This window comes from Anaerococcus sp. Marseille-P9784, from assembly GCF_902500265.1.
In the GTDB taxonomy this organism is placed as follows: domain Bacteria; phylum Bacillota; class Clostridia; order Tissierellales; family Peptoniphilaceae; genus Anaerococcus.
This window is the reverse complement of the sequence record NZ_CABVOZ010000001.1, coordinates 727230-750684: the sequence shown is the minus strand read 5'-3', so window position 1 is coordinate 750684 and position 23455 is coordinate 727230. Positions and strand designations below refer to the sequence as shown.

Here is a 23455-nt window from a genome sequence, read left to right as displayed (position 1 = left end):
TACTTGCATTTACGCAATATAGCTATTTTCTATACTCAGAAAATTTATTTATGAATACACATTGATTTTTCCTATTTTAATATTTTTAATTATTTTGTCAAATAATCAGCTATGTTTACAAATAATTTGTTATAGGATTTCCAGTTTACAAATTCTGGTGGTGCCCAGTGTGGTGCTGAGTCTGATGTAAATACTGCTGATTTTCCTTTGCCGTAGCTTCCTACTGCTATAAATGGATCTTCATTAACTGTTGCCAAAAGTTTTCCATCTTCTTTTAGGATAGTTTTGTTGTAGCCTAAAACATGTGGCCATTCTTTTTCAACGCCTTCAAAAATTTCATGGTCTTTTACTACTTTTGGATAAATTCCTTCTGGTGTTTCGATTCTGTCATCTGTGCTTAGGATTTTTACTGGCAATACATCTTGTACTGCTGTATCTTGCCATTTTCCTGCTGCATTTATTCCTGAAAATGTCATATATCCACCGATCATTAATAAAGCTCCGCCGTCTAGGACGTATTCTTTTATAAGATTACATCTGTTGGCAGTTTTTTCGCTTTTTGAGAAAACTCTGTTTGGTAGTAATAAGGAATTAGCTCCTATGTCTGATAAGATTATCAAGTCGTATTTTTTAAGTCCTTCTAAGTCGTATGGGAATTCTTCCATAGCTATATGTGCTGGCATATGTTCATATTCATAGTCCTCGCTTTGTTCAAAAGCTCCTCTTATAAATTCTTCACCAGTTTCATATTCGCTTGTTACAAATGAATCAAATCCTTTTACGTGAATTGTTGTTTTTGTCCAAGATTCTCCTACTAGTAATACTTTTTTTGTCATTTTTTCTCCTTTATTTACAATAATCTAAGATTAGATTTGCATATATAAGTATGGCATTTAGATATTCTTCTACTGGTACACATTCATTGATGGCGTGAGCCATTTTTAGACTGCCTGGGCCAAATTGAATGGTTGGCATTTTTGCGATGCTTCTCCACAATCTTGAGTCGCATCCTGCTGGTGAGCCAACAGCTTTTACTTCTTTGTCCATTGCTAGTTTAAATGAATTTTTAAAGCTATTTACTAAGCCGTGATCAAGATCCATTTCAAAGCCATTTCCTGCTTGGTAAATGGTAACTTTTGGAGGATTCTTTTCTAGAAATGGATCTGATTTGGCTACTCTATTTATGGTGTCCATAAATTCTTCTTCTATTTGCTTTTTAGACATCAGATTTGGCAAATAGTGAACGCAAGTTTCGAAATAACATTCATCTGGCACTGTTGAGCCTGCTGTTCCACCTTTTATTACTCCAATGTTTAGGTTTGGTGGTGGTAGTAGAGGATGTTTATATTTTAATAACCATTTGTGTTCTAATTCATTTAAGGCATTTATTGTTTTTATGGCCTTTTCTATTGCATTTACTCCTTTAGTTTTCATTCCTGAATGGCAAGCTATTCCAGAAAATTCAACTCTAAAGAAGACAAAACCCATGTGTGCAAGGATTAATTCTTGATCTGTTCCTTCGCAAACTACAACTCCATCAGCTCTTTGCCCGCTGGCTATGGCTTGCATTGAGCCATTGCCGCCGCCTTCTTCATCGCAAACTGATGTTATTATAACTTCTCCTGGCAAGTCAATTTCAGCATCTTTTAATAATTTTACAGCCATTATTGCTGCCATTAGACCACCTTTCATATCTGCTGTGCCACGACCGTAAAGTATACCATCTTTTATTACTGGTTCAAAAGGTGGATTATCCCATAAAGTCTCATCTCCAGGTGGCATTACGTCTATATGACCATTAAACATTAGGCTTTTTTTGCTTGGATCAGCCTTAAAGCTTGCATATACGTTAAATCTATCGTCGTAGTTATGGCCTAGGTTACCTTCTCCATGGTCTTTGTAAAATTGTTGGATAACTTCTTCTTTCATAGGATCGACTTTAACGTCTGCTCCTAATTTTTCAAAAAGTTTGATTAGGTATTCTTGACCTTCTTTTTCTAATCCACCATCAATGCCATGGCCTAGATCTCTTGTGTCTATGGCTATAAGATCTTTTAGATAGCCTATATATTCTTGCTTATTCTTTTCTAAAGTTTCTTTAAGTTTTGTATTTACTTGATTAGTCATTATAACTTTTTATTCCTTTTTCTATAATGTCCCAATATTTTTTGACATCGACATCGATTGCTACATTGGAATTTTTTTCTAAGCCTAGGTAATCAAAATAGTCGCAGTTAGTTCTTCCGTAGGAATCGGTACTTCTAATATCGATTCTTGTGTTCATTTTTTTAAGGGTTACTACAGAAGGATCAATTAAATATGCAACTGTTAGTGGGTCATGAAGAGGACCACCATCCCAGCCAAAAACTTCTTTTTGAGATTTGTTGAAGAATTTCATCAAGTTTACAAACATTTCAGCTGCTTTGTTTGAAATTTTATCCATTCTTTCTACAACTTCTGGTAAAACTTGAACTTTTCTAGTTACATCAAGGCCCATCATTGTAATTGGCAAGCCTGCTGTAAAGCAAACATATGCCGCTTCAGCATCTGCAATTATATTAAATTCTGCTGCAGGACTTACATTTCCAAAAGTGTAAGCTCCACCCATTAATACTATTTCTTCAATATTTTCTTTTATTTTTGGCTCAAGTCTTAATGCCATAGCTAGATTTGTCATAGGACCACAAGTTACTACAGTTATTTTTTCTTTTGAATTTAATATGGTATCGATTATGAAATTAACTGCGTGGTCTTCTTGTAATTTTATTTTGATTTCTCCAAAATCGTGACCATCAAGTCCAGTTTTGCCGTGGATGTCATCTGCTATCATTTGCTTTCTAACCATAGGACCTGGGCAACCTTTAAAAACTGGTATATCTAAGCCAAGCCATTGGACAACTTTTAGGGCATTATTGGCAGTTTTTTCTAACGTTTGATTTCCTGCAACAACTGTTACTCCCAACAAATTTATCTCTGGGTTAGATCCTGCTAATAGTATTGCTATGGCATCGTCATGGCCTGGATCGCAATCTAGAATAATATTTCTCAAAATTTTCTCCTTTTAAACTTCTCTTTTGACTAAAGATGATTCTTTTCTCTTGTCAGTTTTAATTTTTGCATAAACTGAAATTGTCAATACTAAAATTGTAACTATATATGGAAGCATTAATACAAATTGTGCTGGCAATCCATAAGATTGTAATCTTGCTCCAATTGAATCAGCAAATCCAAATAGCAAACATCCCAAAGATGTATAAATTGGATTAGCTCCGCCAAAGAACATGGCTGCAATTCCCATGAATCCCCTGTTATTGGTCATATTATTTACAAATTGTGCACTATATCCTAAGGATAAGTGAGCTCCTGCTAAACCGCCAACTAAGCCAGCTATTAGCAGTGACTCATATTTTTTTCTGGTTGTATTTATTCCAGCAGTTTTTGCCGCTTCTGGGAAAGCACCAACAGCACGAAGATGTAAACCATATGGGGTTTTATAAATTACAAAGTACAAAAGTATTATAGTTGGCAACAAGAGCCATTCTGTAATTGTTAGGTTGTTAAATATTGAACCAATAATCGGAATCTTTGAAAAAAATCCAATGCTTATTCTTGGTATAGCCTTTATATAAGGGCTTGAAAATGAACCATTTACTCCAAAAAGCACTTGCAAAAGTAATCTTGTTAAGGCTAGGGCAAATAAGTTTACTCCCATTCCTATTGCAGTAATATCAGCATTAAATTTGATATGCCCAATGCCAATTAAGCCAGATATAAGGCAACCAGCAATCATAGCGGCCAAAACTCCAATGACCCAACTTCCTGTTATATAACTAAATGTTACAGCAGTAAAGGATCCTATAAGCATAATCCCCTCTGTTCCAACGTTTAATATATTCGCTTGCTGAGTTATTGCAGCGCACAATGCCGCATAGATAATTGGGGTTGATGCTCTAAAGGTAGAGTTTATAAGTGACATATTAAATATTGTAGATAAATCAACGTTCATTTGTTACCTCATTTCTCTTTGTTCCTTTAGTGCTTTCTTCTGCTTCTAATTTTTCCATAGTTTCTTCGAATTCTGCTTTACTTTCGGCATCTTCTTTTTTAAGTTTTCTTTTTTCAATAAATTGCAAAATTACATCCATTGTTGCAATAATGATAAACATTGATGTTATTGTATCTACCAAAGCTTTTGGTAATCTTGTAGCATTTTGCATACCAACTGCCCCTGCTTTTAGCAAAGCTAGGAAAAATGATGTAAGTGGAGTTAAAGCGATATTTGATCTTACTATAAGAGATGCAAGCATACCGTCATTACCAAGTCCTGTCGCAAAACCATCTAAATAATAACCATGGACACCTAAAACTTGGATACAACCTGCAACACCTGCAATCATTCCAGATAAAACCATTACTCTTACGAAAGTTTTCTTTGAGCTTTTTCCAACATAATCCATATTTCTTGGGTTTAATCCCGCAGCTCTTACATTTTCTCCAAGACGAGTTTTATACATAACTATTGATGTCACAACAACTATTAATAACGCTATAAAAAATCCCACATTTGCTGAAGATGGTCTAAGGAATTTTGCAAGTGTTACCCAAACTGGATCAGTCTGTGGATTTGCATTTCCTGAGCTTAAAGGTCCACTTACTAGATAGGAACCTATATATACTGCCACTGAATTCATAAGTATCGTTACACAAATTTCTGAGATGTTGTATTTTACTTTCAAAATTCCAGGAATATAAGCCCATAAACCAGCAACTATAATAGCTCCCAAAAAACAAGCTATGTATAAAAGTGGTACTGGTAAAAATCCCCAATTTGCACCAATATATGCTGCTGCCATTCCGCCAAGGATAACTTCACCTTCTATACCTACGTTAAAAGCTCCAGCTTGTGCTGCAATTGCAAAAGCAAGTGAGGTTAATAAAAGCGGAGTCCACAAAGCTATTGTGTTTCCAAAGCCATATGTAGAACCAACTGCTCCTTTGATTAGGGCGCTAAAGGCTTGTAAAGGATTCTCACCAATAAGTAAGATTAATATTGTTCCTAAGGCAATAGAAATTAAAAAACTTATCAAAAAGTTTATTAAATCTTTTTTCAAATTATTCATTGCTAATCTCCTTTACTTCATCTTTTTTTCCCTCTGATGCTCCCATCATCAACAAACCAATGTTGTTTTCATTAGCTTCTGAGGCAGGCATTTGACCTGTAATCTTTCCTTCGTGTATTACAATTATGGTATCAGATAAGGATAAAATCTCTTCTAATTCTGCAGAAACTAGCAAGACGCCAACTCCCTCTTGTTTGGCATTTTCGATTGTTTTTCTAATCAATTCAATAGCGCCTATGTCAACTCCTCTTGTAGGTTGAGATGCTATTAGCAAATTGTTGTTTAAGGATATTTCTCGTGCTACTACTACTTTTTGCGCGTTTCCTCCTGAAAGTGAAGATGTCAAAGCTTCTGGATTATTTGGTCTGATATCAAATTTTTCTATTAAATCATTTGAATATTTTTCTATTTTTTCCTCATCCAAAAAACCTTTTTCTTTTACAGGAACGCCTTCTTTTAGTACAGACGTTAGGTTATAAGAGATTGATAAAGCTCTATTTAAACCTGTGGTGTTTCTATCTTCTGGTATGTGAGAAAGTCCTGCATTTCTAATTTCTTTTGGAGTTTTGTTTGTAACATCAACTCCATTTATCAAAACTTGGCCTTTTTCTACTTTTCTAAGGCCTGTTATTGCTTCTATTAATTCGGATTGTCCGTTACCATCAATGCCCGCTATGCCCACTATTTCGCCTTCACGAACTGATAAGGACATACCTCTGATTTTGGATGTTTCTTTTTGGCTTGGAACCCATATGTCATTTACTTCAAGGATTGTTTTTCCAATTTTAGTATCTTTTTTTGCTATATTAAGAAAAACTTCCCTACCAATCATCATTTTTGCAAGTTCCAATTCATTGGTATCGGCTTTATTTACAGTTCCTTCATACATTCCTTGACGCATTACTGTTATTCTATCGGATATACTCATTACCTCATTAAGTTTGTGGCTTATGAATACTAGAGACTTTCCACTTGCTCTTAATTCTTCTAATATTTCAAAAAGTTTCTCAGTTTCTTGAGGAGTTAAAACTGCAGTAGGCTCATCTAGTATAATTATGTCTGCTCCTCTAATTAGAGTTTTAATAATCTCTACTCTTTGAGCTTCTCCAACTGATATTTGCCCAACTTTTTTGTTAAGTTGTACATCCATATTATATTTATTGATGTATTCTTCAATTTCTTCTCTGGCTTTTTTGTAGTCGATCTTAAATCCAGCTCTTGGTTCAAATCCTAAGATTATATTTTCCATTACTGTTAGGTTGTCTACAAGCATAAATTCTTGGTGAACCATACCGATGCCATGAGCTATGGCATCGGATGGACTTAGTTTATCAATTTGTTCACCATTTATTTTTATCTGACCAGAAGTGATAGGATACATTCCATAAAGTAATTTCATCATAGTTGATTTGCCAGCTCCATTTTCTCCAATTAGAGAATGAATTTCGCCTTTAATCAGGTTAAAATTTCCATCATTGACAGCTTTGACTTTGCCAAAGTGTTTTTTGATGTGATTCATTTCTATTACATAATTACTCATAGCACCTTCCGATTCTTTTCTTATCTTTATTGTTCTTTACCAAAACCTTTATAATTGTCTACTTTTATTTCTCCATCGATTATTTTTTTAGCTAATTCGTCAACTTTATCAACAATTTCTTGTGGGAATTTGTCCCCTAGATGTTCTTTCATAACTGAGAAGTCTGTTAAAGAAACGCCGTTTTCAGCTAAAGATAGATATTTTGTTGAACCACCTTGGAAATTACCTTCTACTGCTGATTGAATTGTTAAATATACTGCGCTATCAACTCTTTTTACCATAGATGTTAAAACTGAGCCTGGTTGATCGTTATCTTGATCAAGGTCTACACCGATTGCGTATTTACCAGCTTCTTTAGCTGCTTCCAATATTCCAGGGCCTGTTCCTGATGCAACGTTCATTACAATATCTGCACCTTGGTCAAATTGAGCTAGTGTTAATTCTTTTCCTTTTAGTGGATCTGTCCAGCTACCTGCAAATGATTGAAGGATTTTGATATCTGGATTTATATATTTTGCACCTTGTTCATAGCCAGTATAGAAATCGTGAAGTACTGGAATGTCCATTCCACCTACCCAACCTATTATTGCTTTATCATTTACACCTTCAATTTCTGTATGTTGGGTAAATAAAGCTGCTGCTGCACCTGCTAAGAATGATCCTTCATTTTGAGCAAATGAAATTGATTGAACATTTGGTAAATCAACTGTTGTATCTATTACAGCAAACATTTTATCTGGATAATTTGGACCATGTTCTTGTATGAAGTCAGCTATATTTGATGAAGCACCTATTATTAGATCATAATCATCTTCACAAGCTGAAATTAAGTTTGCTTCCCATTCTTGAGCTGTTAATCCTTCAAGAGAAGTTACTTCTACTCCAAAATCATCAGTTGCTTTTTTAGCACCGATATTTGCTGAGTCGTTGTAGGATTTATCCCCTAATAATCCTGTATAAACTATTGCAACCTTTAATGGTTTGTCAGATTTTTTGCCTGTTTCCTCTTTAGTTTCTTCTTTGTTCTCGTCCTTGTTTTCAACTTCTTTGTTTTCTTCGTTTTGAGTTTCTTCTTGTTTTACTTCTTCTTTAGTTTCCTTTGCTTGATTTGCTGGAGTTGCACATGCTGATAACGATAATGTTAAAAGTAATGCTCCTGCTAGTTGTAATAATTTTTTCATTTCTCCCCCTTAAAATTTAACTCTTCTATTTCTTTCATAAATGGAATTGAGTTAGATGCTCCATTTTTCGCACAAGCCAATGATGCAGCTAAGCTTGCAATATTTAGACTTTCTTTTATAGTTCTTCCCTCTGATTGACAAGCTATATAGTATCCGCAGAAGGTATCTCCTGCTCCTGTAGTGTCGACTACTTTTGTTTTGCATGCATCGTATTTTATCAAAGTTTCCTTATGACAATAGTAACCGCCTTTTCCACCAAGGGTTAGGACTACTTCCATTTCTGGGTAAATTTTCTTAAAATATTCTAAAATTTCCAATTTACCATCTTTTTCTGATAGGCACTTGCCTTCATGTTCATTCAAAATAATACAATTAATCTTATTTAGGTCGACTTTATAGATATCTTCATTAATAGGTGATGGATTAAAAAATATCTTTAGTCCCATTTGATAGGACTTATCTACAATGTAATCAACGTTGTTAATTTCATTTTGTAAAAGTATATAATCCCCTTTATTAAAACCTTTTAATACCTGATCTATGTACTCTTCCTCAATCTTTTTATTAGCACCCCCTTCTACAATAATTGAATTTTGACCTAAGCTATCAATTTGTATGATAGCATGTCCACTATCTCCTTTAACTTTTGTAATCAAATGATCAAGTTCATTTTCTCCCAAATAATTTATTAATATATTTCCATCATTATCACCAACGCAACCAGCAAGTTTTACATTTGCTCCTGCTCTTTTTAAAGCTATTGCTTGATTTAAGCCCTTACCTCCTATAAAACTTTCAAATTTTCTACAAGAAATCGTTTCTCCTTCGCTTACCATATGGTCGACTGAATATGTTCTATCGATATTTAGCGAACCAAAATCTAATACCTTTATTGTTTCTTTTATAACTTCTCACCTCACTTTCTATTAAAACGTTTTACTTAGTACTAAAATTTTTTATCTAGTGCTTTCTCTTATTACTAATTTGGGATCGACAAAAACATTTTTGCTTGCTAAAGGCTCATTTTTTATCAATTTATCTATCATATTTACTGCTTCTTTGGCTAATTGACCGAGGTTTTGATCAACTGAGCTAAGTTTTGTGCTTAGTAAATTATTTGTGTATAGGTTATCATAGCCTACTATGGATATATCTTCAGGAATTTTGACTTTCTTTTGATTTAGATATTCCATAAGTCCGTAAGCACTCATGTCGTTAAAGCAAAATATAGCATCGACATCCTTATCTAAAAAATATTCCCCAGCCTTTAATCCGCCTTCAAAGGTAAAATTTGCATGGAAAATATTTTCTGATTTTATATGAATACCTTGATCGTTTGCACAATCAATGGCTCCAGATAATCTTCTACTTGATACAGCTGAATCTCTTGGCCCTAAGGCAAGACCTATTTTTTTTAATCCCCTATTTATTAGGTGTTCAACTGCCAAATATCCGCCTTTTTTGTTATCACCAGTAACAATATTAGTGTCTTTATTGTCATAATCAAATTCATCTAGGAATACGATTTTATTATTATTTAATATTTTTTTGCTGAATTGTTTAACTCTTCTATCTATGACAAAAGTCGCCTCTACAAAATTATTTTCTATCAAATTTTGAAAAGATTCTTCAGTTAGATCTTCATTATTTGAGTTGAAAATATACAAAAAATATTCTTTAAGTCTGATATATTTAGAAAGTTCTTTTGCCAATAAACCAAAAAAAGGATTTGATATATCTGGTATTATTAGCATAATTACGTTTGTTTTGCCACTAACCAAGCTTCTTGCAATGTTATTTGGCTTGTAATTTAATTCTTTTGCTGCTTCTATGACTTTCGTGCGTGTCTTACTTGATATCTTGTGTTCCGTATTATTTAAGACCATAGATACTGTTGTAATAGAAACGTTTGCTAAGTGAGCAACATCTTTTATTGTACTCATCTTTACCTCATTAAAACGTTTTATTGATTATTAGTATAATACTTTATAAGAACGTTGTCAATACGTTTTCTTGATTTTTTTAGTATTTTTTCTTCATAAATAATAAACTATCCCAAGATTAGTAGGGATAGTTGTGAATTTTAGAAAATATTTTATAGCTTAATTAAGTTTTGTGAGCATTTGTTTTTGTGGACTTTTGGCAAAGTATAAGCAAAATTCTTAGTTTTTATTTTTGATTTTTCCCAATTTCATCCATGACATATTGAACCATAACTGCAGGAACTTGGTAGAAATATTCCTCGTCCATGGCAAATTTGGGGCTATGATGGGCAAAAATCTTGCCGTCAATTTTTTTGGGGTTCATTAGAAAGAAAAATGATCCTGGTTTTTTTTCTAGATATACGGAAAAATCTTCTCCGCTCATCAAAGGCTTTTTTAGTTCATAAACCTTTTCTGGAAACAACTTTTTGGCTGATGCCATCAGTTTTTCGGTAACTTTTGGGTTATTTATTACTGAAGGATGCTTGCGGATATAATTAAATTCAATCCTTGCTCTTAAAGTTTGCCCAATTCCTCCAATTATTTTTCTAAGACTTTTTTCCACTATATCTCTAGTTTCTGGTCTAAGTGTTCTGGTTGTTCCTTCTAGCTGAGCTGTTTCTGGAATGATGTTAAAGGCTTTTCCTGAATTTATCAGACCAAAGGAAATTACGACTGGCTCAAGAGGTGAAATTTCTCTTGCTACTTTTTCTTGTACGTTTGTTACTATATATGAAGCGATTACTATTGGGTCTATTGAGTTTTCTGGTTGTGAACCGTGAGCTCCTCTACCTTCAATGTCAATTGTAAATTTGTCCATTGTTGCCATTGTTGGGCCGCCAGAAAATATTAAAGCTCCTTGAGGGTAGGAAGAAAATTCTGCAAGATTTCCATCATGGCAGCCTAAAACTTCGTCAACTTTGCTAAATTCTTCTGAGTCGGCAATTTCAATTGATCCTGTTCCTAATTCTTCGGCGCCTTGGAAGATTAGCATTATTTTGCCGTCAATTTCATCTTTGTGTTCTGCTAACACTTTTGCTGCTGCTAATAGTTGTGCAGTGTGAGCATCGTGTCCACAAGCATGCATTCTTCCTTCAACCTTTGATGCAAATTCAAGGCCTGTTTCTTCGTTAACTGGCAAAGCATCCATATCGCCTCTTAGAGCTATAACTTTGCCTGTACTTTCTGGGTTGATGTAGCCAATTACAGCGCCTTTGAAGTTTCTGTGATTTTCAATGCCAAATTCGTCCAACTTTTCTGATACAAATTTGCAAGTATTTTCTAGATCAAATCCTAATTCTGGATTTTCATGAAGATGTCTTCTCCATTTAATCAAATCGTCATTAACTTTTTTAATTTCACTTAATACATCCATATATGATCCTAATTTTTATTTTAGTTAAAATTTTTTTAATAAGATTCGCTTATTTGAAATCTTTACTATATTTACTTTACTTTAAATATTTTATTTATCTTAAGTTTAGACAAAGAAAAACTACCAGCATTGCTGGTAGTCTTAGTTCTTATTTATTTTCCAAGTTCGTCCATTACATATTGAACCATAACTGCAGGAACTTCATGCATGAATTCTTCACACATTGCAAATCTTGGGTTATGATGTGCATATAATTTACCATCTATTTCTAGAGGATTATATAGGAAGAAGAATGATCCTGGTTTCTTTTCTAGGTAGAATGCAAAGTCTTCTCCACCCATTATAGGTTTTTTCAATTCTATAACCTTCTCTGGGAATAATTTTTTAGCTGATGTCATCATTTTTTCTGTGATCTCAGCATTATTGATTACTGGAGGTGGTAGGCGGAAGAATTCATAGCTTATTTCTGCTCTAAATGTCTTGCCTATTCCTTCTGCAATTTCTCCAAGTCTTCTAGCTACAAGATCTCTTATTTCAGGAGTAAGTGTTCTTGTTGTACCTTCTAGGTGAGCTGTTTCTGGAATTATATTAAATGCTTTTCCTGCATTGATTACGCCAAAAGATACTACAACTGGCTCTAGAGGTGAAATTTCTCTTGCTACTATTTCTTGTACGCTTGTTATTATATATGAAGCGATTACTATTGGGTCTATTGAGTTTTCTGGTTGTGAACCGTGAGCTCCTTTACCTTTAATATCAATTGTAAATTTGTCCATTGTTGCCATTGTTGGGCCTTTTGAAAATACTAAGGCACCTTTTGGAACGTCATCGCCTGCTAGTAAGTTTCCATCATGGCAACCTAAAACTTCATCCACTTTGCTAAATTCTTCTGAGTCTGCAATTTCAATTGATCCTGTTCCAAGCTCTTCTGCTGGTTGGAAGATTAGCATTATTTTGCCGTCAATTTCATCTTTGTGTTCTGCTAACACTTTTGCTGCTGCTAATAGTTGTGCAGTGTGAGCATCGTGTCCACAAGCATGCATTCTTCCTTCAACCTTTGATGCAAATTCAAGGCCTGTTTCTTCGTTAACTGGCAAAGCATCCATATCGCCTCTTAGAGCTATAACTTTGCCTGTACTTTCTGGGTTGATGTAGCCAATTACAGCGCCTTTGAAATTTCTGTGATTTTCAATGCCAAATTCGTCTAATTTTTCTGATACGAATTTGCAAGTATTTTCTAGATCAAATCCTAATTCTGGATTTTCATGAAGATGTCTTCTCCATTTAATCAAATCGTCATTAACTTTTTTAATTTCACTTAAAACATCCATTATATATCTCCTTTTTTATTATTTTTTTCCATCAATTATGAAACCAAATGCAACTGTTGAGAATACCATAGCTGGAACTAATACGTATGCTGGTAATGTGAAGAATTTCATTAATATAAATCCAACTATAAATGCAAATACACCGTATTTTGGATTTTTGATTGCGTTCATTCCAAACATTGCTCCAAATATTGCTGGAGATACATAGTTAAATGCTTCTATAACTATTGGTGGGAATAATCCCATAATCCAAGCACCAGCAAAGGCACATAAGGTTGTAAAGGCTAAGTTTGTAACTACTGATCCACAGATACCAAGTGTTGATACTAATTCAGCTTTTTTAGTACCAGGTGTTGTACCCAAAGATTGTTGAGCTATAGCAGATGCTGGAACTCTTACGTTACCGATGTTTCCTGATAAGCATCCTATATATGTACCTGCAAGTCCAAAAACTGGGAAATAAGAAATTGGTTCTATAACTGCATAAATTAAGAATATTGAAGCTATAAGTCCCCAACCCTTTAAAATATCTTCTGTTGGTGGTTTAGCATCAAATACAAACCACATTACTAAAGCTGGAATAAAGCATAATAGTATAGAAAGAAGATTTATTAATCTACCATATTTAATAATAGGTTTAGTAAATTCCATTTCATATTGTTTGTTTAAATTTTCGTCCATGACTATCTCCTTATTTCACAATAATAGCGGCAATCATTCCTATAATCATAGCAAGACCTAAGTTAAATTCGTTAAGTTTAGGATGTTTTTTGCCGATTTCAGTAAGAACACCCATTGATAATGCTGATGCTACTACTGCTGCGATATTTGCGTGATTATCTGGTGCTAGACCTTTGATAAATTCGTTAACTGCAAAGTATCCGAAAGCACCGCACATAGCTGTAACTGAAAGAATACCTAGTTTTTTGGTATCTCCACCAGTAACCTTGTGGCTGATTATATCTAATTTATCTGTAAATAAACCAGAAGTAAATAACCAAGCTCCACCATTTAGGGCCATAACCCAAGTAGCGTTAGCATAGTTAATTAAGGTATAATTGTCTGCTCCTAAGGTAACATCTTGTGCTTTTGCAGCCATATTTGCAGCTGCAAGTTCTGTTGGTGCTGCACCTATGATTGAAAGTCTTTGCCAAGAAACTGGCGCCCCTATTGCTGCCATCAAACCAAGCATTACAATAAATACACCAAGAGATGGACCGATTGCTGCAGTAGCTCCTACCTTGAAAGCTCTTTTTGCTTCCTTTTCGTCTAAGCCTACTAATGGTCCTGCTTCTTTAGCTTTTTTTGTAAAAATAAAAGCTTCAGAAAGTACGGCTACGACTACTGGCACAACAGACAGCCACATAGGCCAACTGTTGGCTACGTCCAAAAAGTTTTTCATTTTTTCCTCCCCGAATAATTTTTTTCTAAATATCAAACGTTCAACTTTCAAAGGAAAACGATTGACACATTTATAGTATAAACTATTTAGCTAGGTAAGTCAATAAAGAGTATGAATAATATATTTTCCATTTAAAAGTTTACCATCTAATTTATAAAAAATTAAAACATTTTACCTGTCAAAATAAATAAAAAATTAGCTGGAGAATTTATCTCCAGCTAAAAATTATTAATTATGAGCATGCTCTGATGCTTTTCCTTTTAGGAAATTGTGTTCATAATCATTTAGTAAGTCTTTTACATCATTTCTTAGGATGAATAGGGCGATAACGTTTGGTATAACCATCAAAGAGTTAAATAAGTCTGATAATGACCAAACCAAATCAATCTTTTGGAAAGAACCTACTACTATAAATGCAATTACAATGATTCTATAAGGAGTAAGACCTTTTTTACCAAATAAGAATTTGATATTTGTTTCACCAAAGTAATACCAACCTATAATTGTTGTAAATGCAAAGAATGTTAGGGCAACTGCTAGTAGAACAAGTCCTAGTCTACCAAAGCCAATTTCAAAAGCTTTTTGTGTTAGTAATGCTCCTGTTAGTCCTGAATCCATTGAATCTGTAACAAGTACTATAAGTGCTGTTGCAGAACAAATTACTATTGTATCTATAAATACACCAACCATAGCTGTTAGACCTTGTTGTGCTGGGTGGTCAACATTTGCTGTAGCGTGAGCGTGTGGAGTAGAACCCATACCAGCTTCGTTAGAGAATAGTCCACGAGCTACACCGTATTTTATAGCTTGTCTTATACCAAAACCAAGGGCACCACCTGCAGCAGCTTCTGGTGTGAAAGCAGCTTGGAAAATAAGTTTAAAAGAAGGGCCTATATGTTCTCTAAACTTAACTAAAGTTAGAATAGCAAAAATTATATAAATTACTGCCATAAAAGGAACTACTAATTGTGCAAAGTTTGCAATTCTGTCGATACCACCGATAAATACTAAGGCAGCAAATATTGCTATAATTACACCTATTACAACAAGAGGAATTTTTGGAAATGCTGCATTTACAGCACCTGCGATTGAGTTAGATTGAGTCATATTTCCAAAAAATCCTAGAGCAATGATAATCATAATTGCAAAGAATTTAGATAAAAATCCTGCTAATCCCTTATTTTTTAATCCATTTGTGATGTAGTAAGCAGGTCCACCAACCCAGTTACCATCTTCGTCTTTTACTCTATATTTTTGAGCAAGTACAGCCTCAGCAAATATAGTACCCATGCCAAATAAGGACATGATCCACATCCAAAAGATTGCACCTGGACCACCAGATACCATTGCTGTTGCAACACCTGCTACGTTTCCTGTACCAACTTGAGCAGCTATAGCTACAGCCAAGGCTTGGAAGGATGAAATACCATCGTCAGATTTTTTAAACATACCACCAAAGGTTTGTTTAAAAGCAGCGCCAAATTTTCTAAATTGAACTCCTCTATTTAAGAATAAGAAGAGTATACCACTTGCTACTAGAGCAAAGGTTAGAAGGTAATCTACGATTACAGAGTTTAATTTACCTATAATTTCTAACATAAGTTTTCCTTTCGTAATGATTTTTATAAGATTAATAAACCGAATTTTCTTGTGAAAACTTTATCAATTGTGGTCGAAAAAATTAGTCTCTATTGATTAATAAAAAAATTTGGGAAGGGGAATGAATCCCCTCCAAATTTATTCAATAAAGTTAGCTTCTTGTAAGATTTTTCTTACTTTTTCAAGTTTATCTTCGCTTACCATTACAACAGGTCCAGTACAACCCATTGCAGATTCAGCGTAGATTCCATTTTTGTGAACTACTTTTATGGCATCTTCTATCTCAAGGATATCAATTCCACCTATTGAAGCATTTACTATTTCCTTATCTGGAACTTTTACTTCTTCAGTATCTGCCGCACTTTGCTTTGGTTCTAATGAAGCAAGTATTTCTTTTAGTCCTGCTTTGTTAGCAGCCTTAAATACTTCTTTTGATACTTCATTAATATTGCCTTTAGCAGATGCAATAGCATATCTGATTGCAGATTCTATAACTGGAGTACCACTTGCACGTGATACGATATATACAGGTGTATAGAATCCTTCGCCAATTGATGGACCATATCCTGATCCTGTAGTTTCGTAGAAACCACCTGATGTATAGGATGAGAAAACTTTTTGGATTACATTGCCTGTAAGAGAATCACAAACTACTATGTCAGAGCTTGCTGCTAGTAGGTCGTTTCCACGGAATACTACTCCGCCATCACCTCTTTTACTTTCGGCAAAAGTAAGTTCAAAACCATTATTTTTCAATTCTTTAAGTTTCTTTTCTACAACTCTTGCAGAGTCTACATTTAGGATTCCTATAGTAGGATTTTTGATACCATTAGCTTTGGCAGCAATTATTCCGTCAACTGCATTTAAAACCATAGCTTTTTCTCTGTTGGTATCATTAGTTCCTGTAGTATTTGCTATATAAACATATTTACCATTAGCAGGAGAAACTACTCTTCCCACGGTTGAAACACCGATTGGGAATGGGTAGTGCATAGTTACTGCAGCATCGATTTTGCCTTCTTTAAATAAGCCTTCGATTACTTCAGCGTTTCCTGCATCGTCACTTGCTTCATAATATTCGAATTCGTCTGTGTATTTTTCTCCGACAATAATTATATTTGCTTCATGTTTTAGATTTTCTATAGCATGATTGATATTGTCAGCACCTAATTCGCTTAAGAAGTTTGTTACTGCTATGGTAGGTTTGTTTAAGCTTTCACCACTTTCAAGTAAACTTGCTATTTCATCTAGTGATTTTGCTAAACTTAATTTATCCATAGTTAAGCTTCCTTTGTTAAGTCTTCAGAAATTTTTCTTAAAGCTTCAGCTAAGAAGTTTCTTATTTCTTGGCTATCGCTAGATCCTGTTTCAGATGTAGCTTCGCCTGTTTCTCCACTATTTTTTTGGATTAAGATAGAAACACCATCAAATAGGTTGGTCATTCTTCCAAGGAATAATGAACCTTTACCTATAAGCATAGCACGTTCTATTTTGCCAGTTTTTATGTCATCGATCATTTGACCAATGTATGGAGCAGCTGATGGGATGTGTCCTTGTGTTGGAGCCCAACCAACCATTCCTTTTTCTTTGATAAAGTTTAGAAGTTCTTTTCTTTCAAGTTCACCATTTTTTACTGCAAGAGCAGCTATCATTTTGTAGTTAGCTTCTGGTACATTACCTGCACCTGCTGGAACTGTGATATCTGGGTTTTGCATTTCTGGTGAGAATTTATCAACGTCTGTAATTTTTAGACCGTTATCTGCTAGTGGTTTAGCTACTAGACTTGTGATAACAGCTTGAGGACTTGATCCAGTATTAACTGTGTGACGACCTACTATGTCAGTTCTAATTTCTGGAGAAACTCCATCATTTTCTGAGATTAAAACTGCGAAGCCACCAAGAACGTCTTCAAAAATTGGTAAATCTTTTTTAACATGGTCACGAGCATTCATACCAAGTTTTGGTATACATCCACCAGCTACAACCAATACGTTTTTGTAAACGCCAGCTTTTACTAGAGCAGATGCTTCGATTATACTATGAACTGGTGCTGCACAGAATCCTCTTGTATCAGAACCTGTAGCGTTACCTAGTTGTAAAACTTCGGCTATAGATTTAGCAAAGTTTCCACCACCTCTTTGGTTAACATCGCCACAAGCTTCTTCTGAACATTCTACTACATAATCGATAGAATCTTTGTCGATTCCTTCTCTTATAACTTCAAGTCCTGAGATTGCTCCTGTAGCTTTAACCGCAAGATTTTCAAGCATATATTCTGCTGAAAGGTTTTGGTCAGATTCATGAGCTGCTCTTACATAACCAACTAATTTGCTATCCATATATAATGGCTCAGCATGTTTACTATCTATTAATTCTTGAGCATGAGCTAAATCTGATCCTTTTACTTTGTGGAATTCATTTTCTAATTCTGGGAATCTTTTCTTGAAATCTTCAAAGTTTTCATTTACAAATTCTTCTGATAAATAAACAAGATCAAATTCATCAACAAGTCTTAAAAGAATGAATAGTTCTTTTTCGTTGATTATAAATCCATGTTTACCTTCAACTTTACCATCTTTATATTCTATATCAGAGAAAGGTAATTTTTTATCAACCAAAGCTTCTGGGCTTTCATTGCCGATATAGATTTGGTTTGGTAGGTAATTTACAACTTCTTCATAGCTTCTAACATGAGACTCGAAATTTTTTAGAAAATCGCCATCAGGATTGTTTAAATGTTCAACGACAAATGTGCTTCCAGCCGTCCTCATAAGGTTTGGAGCATATGCCAAGGTGAATCCTGCTTTTTTAAATACTGGATACATTGTTCCTCCTAATTTTCAAAAACTGTTTGTTCTGAAATTTCAGTTTCCAAAGCTCTCAATGCTTTTTCAACTAATTGGTAACGTAAATCATATTCATCCTGATCACTAAGTTCTGGGTTACCTAGTGGATAAGGAATAGCTACTGTAGGTACGATTCTGTTTGCTCCGATTGTTAGTGAAATTGGAGTGATTGTACACATGTGAACTACAGGGAATCCTGCAGCTTCTATAGCTTTAACCATTGTTGCACCGCAACGTGTACAGGTACCTCATGTACTTGTAAGTATAACTGCATCAACTTTATCTTCTTTTAGATATTCTGCTATTTCTTCGCCGAATTTCTTAGCAGATGCTATAGCGGTACCATTACCTACTGTTGAATACCAATAATCGTGAAGGGAACCGATTTTTCCTTCTTTTACCATGTTTTTAACAACGTCTAGTGGAACAACTCTGTTTGGATTTGTATTTGCGTAAGTTGGGTCATAACCACCGTGTGCTGTTTCTGCATTTTCGCTTGTGAATTTTTCAAATCCTGAAAGATCATATCTTCCGTATTTAGAAGCTGATGATGATTCAATGTGATCTGGGTTTCCTTTTGGTACAATACCACCACTTGTTACAAGGGCGATTTTGATCTTAGAAACATCTTTTACAGCTGGTTGTGGATCTACTCTATCGAATGTAGGCATTGGATATTCTGTTTCATATTCTTCGCCTGCGATCTTTTTAAGTAGCATTTTAACAGCTCTTTGAGATCCATTTTCTTCTGCAAAATAATTCTTTCTTACACCTTGAGCCATGTATCCGTCAGCTTTTGGTGATACTTCTTCATTGTTTGCTAGTTTGTTAGCAAGGGAAGCTACTGATTTAATAGCCTTTCTCATGCCTGCAGCACTATCTTTGGTTTCTACAATATATACATATTTTTTGTACATATCAGCACCTGGGTTTTCAACATACATAGCTGTAATAGCTGGTATATCTAATTCTTCTTTTACAGCTGTTGTAATAGAACCTGCTGCTACACCATAACGACCAGCGTTAAATGCAGGTCCTGCTATAAAGAAGTCAGGATTTTGTTCTTTGATAAAACCTAAGATTGTTTCTTTTGCACTAGCTTCGTTTTCATTGTAATATGAGTCACCACAAACAACAGTTGCTACAACTTCAAAGTTTTCGCCTAGTTGTTTTTGTAGTTGCTCACTAACTGGAGGAAGAGATTCTGCCAAAAATGGTGCTATGTCAGCTTTTTCTTCTCCACCAATACCAGCATAGAACTGGTTGATATAATGAACTAATCTAATAGCCATATGCACTCCTTATTAATCGAGGAATTCCTCTCTTATGTCATTCATTTCTTCTGCTATTTCGTCAACATCAAGAACCATCTCCATCATTCCGATTTCTGCATCGTAAACATCTGGATCGATTAATTCTTTGATTTCATTTTCTACAACGTGATAGGTTAATAGTTTTAATTCAACTCCTGCAAGTGGTCCTGCAAATGTTGGATCGCCACCCATAACTGTTTCTGCGGTCAGACCTGCCGCTTCGGCTTCTGCTGCACCTAGGATAACCACGATATTTTCTCTGCCATATTCAGCTTCGAAATCTTTAACTCTCTTTTGGTTTTCTAGATCCATTGCGCCGGCGCTTGTTCAGACAAAACATTCTGTTGCAGAAAATATTACGTCTGTGTTATCAACTGTCTCAACACATGTTTTGATTGCTTCTCCTGGGATTCCATCACGGTCGCCTAGGATAATAATCTTTTTATTTTCTAGTAAGTTAGACATTATTACTCCTTTTTTCTTTTCTAAATTTCAGACCTTTTGATTTAGTTATAAAGTCTTTGCAGATAAATAACCAAATCCAGTTTCGTTTGTAGCTCCTGTTATAGCTTGAAGTTCAACTTCTAGTGTGCCATCTTCTCTAAGAGCATGGTCATTACCACCAGCGATTATATGAACTTTGTCAAGATCGCCTATAACTTTATCCATCTTTGGAAGAATTACTACTTCGTTTGCGTTTCCACCTGTAACTGTTGCTGTTGCTAGTGGGTCAGCATCTGCAAGTGATTGGCTTGCTCCATCTTGACCTGCATATTCATCTGTGATTAATACTGTCTTGATGTCTTTTTTCTCAAGTTTAACACAGTTCATAATTAGATCGGCATCTGGGTTACCAAATCCTTCTTGGCTTACTATAGCAGCGTCAGCTCCTAAGAATTGTGCCAATTTACTTGCCATATCTGATGATCTTTTCTTATCCATCAAGAATACATTTTCGTTGGTAATTACACAACCCATGAAGTTAAGTGTTTTGCCATCTTCTTCATAAAGTCTTTTAATTACTTCGTTGTTTAAATGTACGTATGTTGGGTTTTTGTCACATGCAGATACGCAGTTACCAGATACTATTGCTCCATCCATTACTTCTGTTGGATAGATAAATGTTGGGATGATTTTCTTAGCATCTACACCGTATACATAAGTATCGTGTAATAAGCCTTGTGTTTGAAGCATGTATACATAAACTACATTTGGAAGTCCATTGTTTAATTGATGGATTTCTTTGATTGTTTTTGTTTCGTATACTTTTGTTTCATCACATTCGATATCTGTTGCAAGTTTACCGATGAATTCTGTAATACGTAGACCAACCAAACGAACAGATTCTTCGTGTTGTTTTTGGTTAGCGCCTTCTTTTTTGGTTGCTATTACAACTAAGTTGTTTAATTTAGAAAATGGTGTATATTTTGCACCTTCTCCACTCATATCGATAATTCCTTCTTGGAAACCAACGATTGAGCCTGTTGTAACTACAGCCATATTTTTAAGGCATTTTGTAAAACCAGATCCTACTTGGTCAACTTCATTTAAGATGCCAGGGAAGATCTTTCCACCTTCAATTTTAACTCTTGGTTCGTTAACATCCTTTACTGGGATGATTCTTGTAGATTCTCCTGGTTTTGCAATATCAAAGTCAAGAGATTCTAGGTGAGTTTCGGATAATTTTGCAGCTTCTATCATTTCTTCTTTGTTAACATAAAGAATATGATCTTTTATCTCAGATTTTTCAGCAAATTGAATATCTTTGATAAAGATTTCGCCTAATTCAAGACGCATAAAGCCTCCTTATTAAATTTTATTGATTGAATTATAAATTCTCTTCAACAATTTTTCTTATATTTTCTTCTGTACATTCATCCTCATGAAGTTCAGCAATTTTTTCACCATTGTTGTAAACTATCATTGTAGGAAGTCCAAGTACACCTTGTTTGATTGCTACACGTCTAGCTTTTGTAATGTTTAAATCACAGAATTTCATTTTACCTTCGTATTCTTCTGCAAGGCTATCTACAAATGGTTTTAAAGCCATGCATGGAACACATGATTCTGACCAGAAATCTACAAATACTTTTCCTTCATATTCATTTACTTCAGGTTCAAATGTTTTTTTGTCTAATGAAATCATCATAATATAAACTCTCCTTAATAATCTAAATCTTTTAGTTCTTTTTCAGCTGTTACTGCAGCAATTGCTCCATCTGATGCAGCCGTTATTACTTGTCTTAACACTGTGTTTCTAATATCGCCTATAGCATAAACGCCTTTGATGTTTGTTCTCATCTTTTCATCTGTAATGATATATCCAGATTCGTCAAGATCTAATTGACCTTCAACTAATTCGTTTGCCGGGTTGTAACCTACAAATACGAAAACTCCAAGAATTCCATCATCTTCATCAGCATCGTAAACCCATTCTTCACCAGTTTCATTGTTTACTAGTAAAAGTTGATCTACAACCTCATGGCCTCTGATTTCCTTAATTGATGTGTGATACATAACTTCTAGCTTATCATTTGCCTTAGCACGTTCTTCAACTACAGCATCGCATCTTAATTTTTCACGTCTGCAAAGAACTGTTACTTTTCTAGCAAATTTTGTTAGATACATAGCTTCTTCTACAGCGGAGTTACGAGCACCAACTACAAAAACTTCTAAATCTGTGAAGAAGTCTCCATCACATGTCGCACAGTAAGAAACACCCTTTGTGGTATATTCTTTTTCTCCTGGAACATTAAGTTTTCTTGGGTTAGCACCTGTTGCAATGATTACAGCTTTAGCTTCGATAGTTTCACCATTTGCAAGTTCAATTTTTTTAACGTCACCTTCTAATTGAACTTTTACGACATTTGCTTTTTTGATAGGAACGTTAAATCTTTCAACTTGTTGTTTCATCCTATCAGTAAGAGCTTTACCACTTTCAGGTTCTCCAGCTTTTCCACCTGGATAATTTTCGATTTCATCTGAAATGGCGATTTGTCCACCAACTGCATCTTTTTCGATTATTAGTGTGTTTAGACGTGAACGACCAGCGTATAAGCCTGCGGATAGTCCGCCAGGACCAGCACCAATAATAACTAAATCATACATTCTTATATCCTCCTTCCATGTTTTCCTTTATTATTTGAAAGTCTATATATGCGTAATCCTTAATAACCTCATCAGTAGCATCCCTCATTTTTGTTTTTTTAAGAATGTCTTCAATTTTGTTAATTGATGTTTCAATCAGATTTAGAGATTCATTATCTAAATGCTCTGATTTTTCGATTATTATTGTCCTATAGAACAATTCGTGGGGTCTAAAATTACCATAAAGAGGGTGAGTTAAGAGTTTATAGTTTTGGTGAACATAATTTCTACCAATTCTTAAAATCTCAAGTGGCTCAACATCTTTGTAGATAAATTCAACCTTTGGATAATTTTCTTTCATATAGTCAATAAACATAGGATTATTCGTTATTAACACATTGCCTCCAAATAAAAAAGCGACACGAAAATTAGTCATGTTTTCTGTCGCAACCTTCAGAATCTCATCAGCCATGGGTCCTTTTACCTGAGAAATTCATAACTATGTGACTACAATAGTTACTTGTACCTTCGGTTTTTGACTTAACAAAATCTAACCATAACTTCATCTGATTATGACATTATTTTATCACAAGTTAAGCAAAAAATCAACTCATACATCGTTTTCCATGTTTTTTTTCATATAAAGTGCAATATAATGTATAATATGAGTAATGGAGGA

22 protein-coding genes and 1 riboswitch are annotated in these 23455 nt (G+C 34.6%); all 22 genes read right to left on the bottom strand.

Annotated elements, in window-relative coordinates:
* Positions 1-89: 89 nt before the first annotated feature.
* The 22 genes from GAN53_RS03490 to GAN53_RS03385 all read right to left on the bottom strand — a co-directional run bounded on the left by GAN53_RS03490 (position 90) and on the right by GAN53_RS03385 (position 23173).
* Positions 90-836: a glutamine amidotransferase gene (locus GAN53_RS03490; protein ID WP_151409600.1), complete on the bottom strand. Its 747-nt coding sequence runs from the start codon at positions 834-836 to the stop codon at positions 90-92.
* A gap of 10 nt (positions 837-846) precedes the next feature.
* Positions 847-2127: a M20 family metallopeptidase gene (locus tag GAN53_RS03485; protein ID WP_151409599.1), complete on the bottom strand. Its 1281-nt coding sequence runs from the start codon at positions 2125-2127 to the stop codon at positions 847-849.
* Positions 2120-3049: a nucleoside hydrolase gene (locus tag GAN53_RS03480; RefSeq protein WP_151409598.1), complete on the bottom strand. Its 930-nt coding sequence runs from the start codon at positions 3047-3049 to the stop codon at positions 2120-2122. The genes GAN53_RS03485 and GAN53_RS03480 overlap by 8 nt, the downstream gene beginning before the upstream one ends.
* Positions 3050-3061: 12 nt before the next feature.
* On the bottom strand, positions 3062-4006 hold the full coding sequence (locus GAN53_RS03475; protein ID WP_151409597.1) for an ABC transporter permease: 945 nt from the start codon (positions 4004-4006) through the stop codon (positions 3062-3064).
* On the bottom strand, positions 3996-5120 hold the full coding sequence (locus GAN53_RS03470) for an ABC transporter permease (RefSeq protein ID WP_151409596.1): 1125 nt from the start codon (positions 5118-5120) through the stop codon (positions 3996-3998). Before GAN53_RS03470 ends, GAN53_RS03475 begins: the two co-directional genes overlap by 11 nt.
* Positions 5113-6660 (bottom strand): ABC transporter ATP-binding protein, encoded by a 1548-nt coding sequence (locus GAN53_RS03465; RefSeq protein ID WP_151409595.1) that lies wholly within the window; start codon positions 6658-6660, stop codon positions 5113-5115. The genes GAN53_RS03470 and GAN53_RS03465 overlap by 8 nt, the downstream gene beginning before the upstream one ends.
* A 26-nt stretch (positions 6661-6686) precedes the next feature.
* On the bottom strand, positions 6687-7841 hold the full coding sequence (locus tag GAN53_RS03460; protein WP_151409594.1) for a BMP family lipoprotein: 1155 nt from the start codon (positions 7839-7841) through the stop codon (positions 6687-6689).
* Entirely contained in the window at positions 7838-8734 is an 897-nt protein-coding gene (locus GAN53_RS03455; RefSeq protein WP_225791812.1) for a ribokinase, read from the bottom strand. Before GAN53_RS03455 ends, GAN53_RS03460 begins: the two co-directional genes overlap by 4 nt.
* A 63-nt stretch (positions 8735-8797) precedes the next feature.
* Entirely contained in the window at positions 8798-9784 is a 987-nt protein-coding gene (locus GAN53_RS03450) for a LacI family DNA-binding transcriptional regulator (RefSeq protein ID WP_151409592.1), read from the bottom strand.
* Between the two features lie 226 nt (positions 9785-10010).
* Positions 10011-11198, bottom strand: coding sequence for a M20 metallopeptidase family protein (locus GAN53_RS03445; RefSeq protein ID WP_151409591.1), 1188 nt, complete (start codon positions 11196-11198; stop codon positions 10011-10013).
* 152 nt (positions 11199-11350) lie between these two features.
* Positions 11351-12529 (bottom strand): M20 metallopeptidase family protein, encoded by a 1179-nt coding sequence (locus tag GAN53_RS03440; RefSeq protein WP_151409590.1) that lies wholly within the window; start codon positions 12527-12529, stop codon positions 11351-11353.
* 18 nt (positions 12530-12547) lie between these two features.
* Entirely contained in the window at positions 12548-13210 is a 663-nt protein-coding gene (locus GAN53_RS03435) for a hypothetical protein (protein ID WP_151409589.1), read from the bottom strand.
* Positions 13211-13220: 10 nt separating this feature from the next.
* Positions 13221-13931, bottom strand: coding sequence for a DUF5058 family protein (locus GAN53_RS03430; protein ID WP_151409588.1), 711 nt, complete (start codon positions 13929-13931; stop codon positions 13221-13223).
* A 228-nt stretch (positions 13932-14159) separates the two neighbouring features.
* Positions 14160-15530: an alanine/glycine:cation symporter family protein gene (locus GAN53_RS03425; protein ID WP_151409587.1), complete on the bottom strand. Its 1371-nt coding sequence runs from the start codon at positions 15528-15530 to the stop codon at positions 14160-14162.
* 138 nt (positions 15531-15668) lie between these two features.
* On the bottom strand, positions 15669-16808 hold the full coding sequence (gene grdD, locus GAN53_RS03420) for a glycine/sarcosine/betaine reductase complex component C subunit alpha (RefSeq protein ID WP_151409586.1): 1140 nt from the start codon (positions 16806-16808) through the stop codon (positions 15669-15671).
* Between the two features lie 2 nt (positions 16809-16810).
* Positions 16811-18355, bottom strand: a complete 1545-nt coding sequence (gene grdC, locus GAN53_RS03415; protein WP_151409585.1) for a glycine/sarcosine/betaine reductase complex component C subunit beta — start codon at positions 18353-18355, stop codon at positions 16811-16813.
* 8 nt (positions 18356-18363) lie between these two features.
* Positions 18364-19668 (bottom strand): glycine reductase complex selenoprotein B, encoded by a 1305-nt coding sequence (grdB, locus tag GAN53_RS03410; RefSeq protein ID WP_151409584.1) that lies wholly within the window; start codon positions 19666-19668, stop codon positions 18364-18366.
* 12 nt (positions 19669-19680) lie between these two features.
* Entirely contained in the window at positions 19681-20154 is a 474-nt protein-coding gene (grdA, locus tag GAN53_RS03405) for a glycine/sarcosine/betaine reductase complex selenoprotein A (protein ID WP_099321409.1), read from the bottom strand.
* A gap of 45 nt (positions 20155-20199) precedes the next feature.
* Positions 20200-21486 (bottom strand): glycine/sarcosine/betaine reductase component B subunit, encoded by a 1287-nt coding sequence (locus GAN53_RS03400; RefSeq protein WP_099321410.1) that lies wholly within the window; start codon positions 21484-21486, stop codon positions 20200-20202.
* Positions 21487-21517: 31 nt separating this feature from the next.
* Positions 21518-21838 (bottom strand): thioredoxin TrxA, encoded by a 321-nt coding sequence (trxA, locus tag GAN53_RS03395; RefSeq protein WP_225791806.1) that lies wholly within the window; start codon positions 21836-21838, stop codon positions 21518-21520.
* A gap of 14 nt (positions 21839-21852) precedes the next feature.
* The gene (trxB, locus tag GAN53_RS03390; RefSeq protein ID WP_099321411.1) at positions 21853-22797 is read right to left on the bottom strand and encodes a thioredoxin-disulfide reductase; all 945 of its coding nucleotides are present in this window, start codon (positions 22795-22797) and stop codon (positions 21853-21855) included.
* On the bottom strand, positions 22790-23173 hold the full coding sequence (locus tag GAN53_RS03385; protein ID WP_151409583.1) for a GrdX family protein: 384 nt from the start codon (positions 23171-23173) through the stop codon (positions 22790-22792). The genes trxB and GAN53_RS03385 overlap by 8 nt, the downstream gene beginning before the upstream one ends.
* 65 nt (positions 23174-23238) lie before the next feature.
* Positions 23239-23342, bottom strand: a riboswitch (glycine riboswitch).
* Positions 23343-23455: the final 113 nt, after the last annotated feature.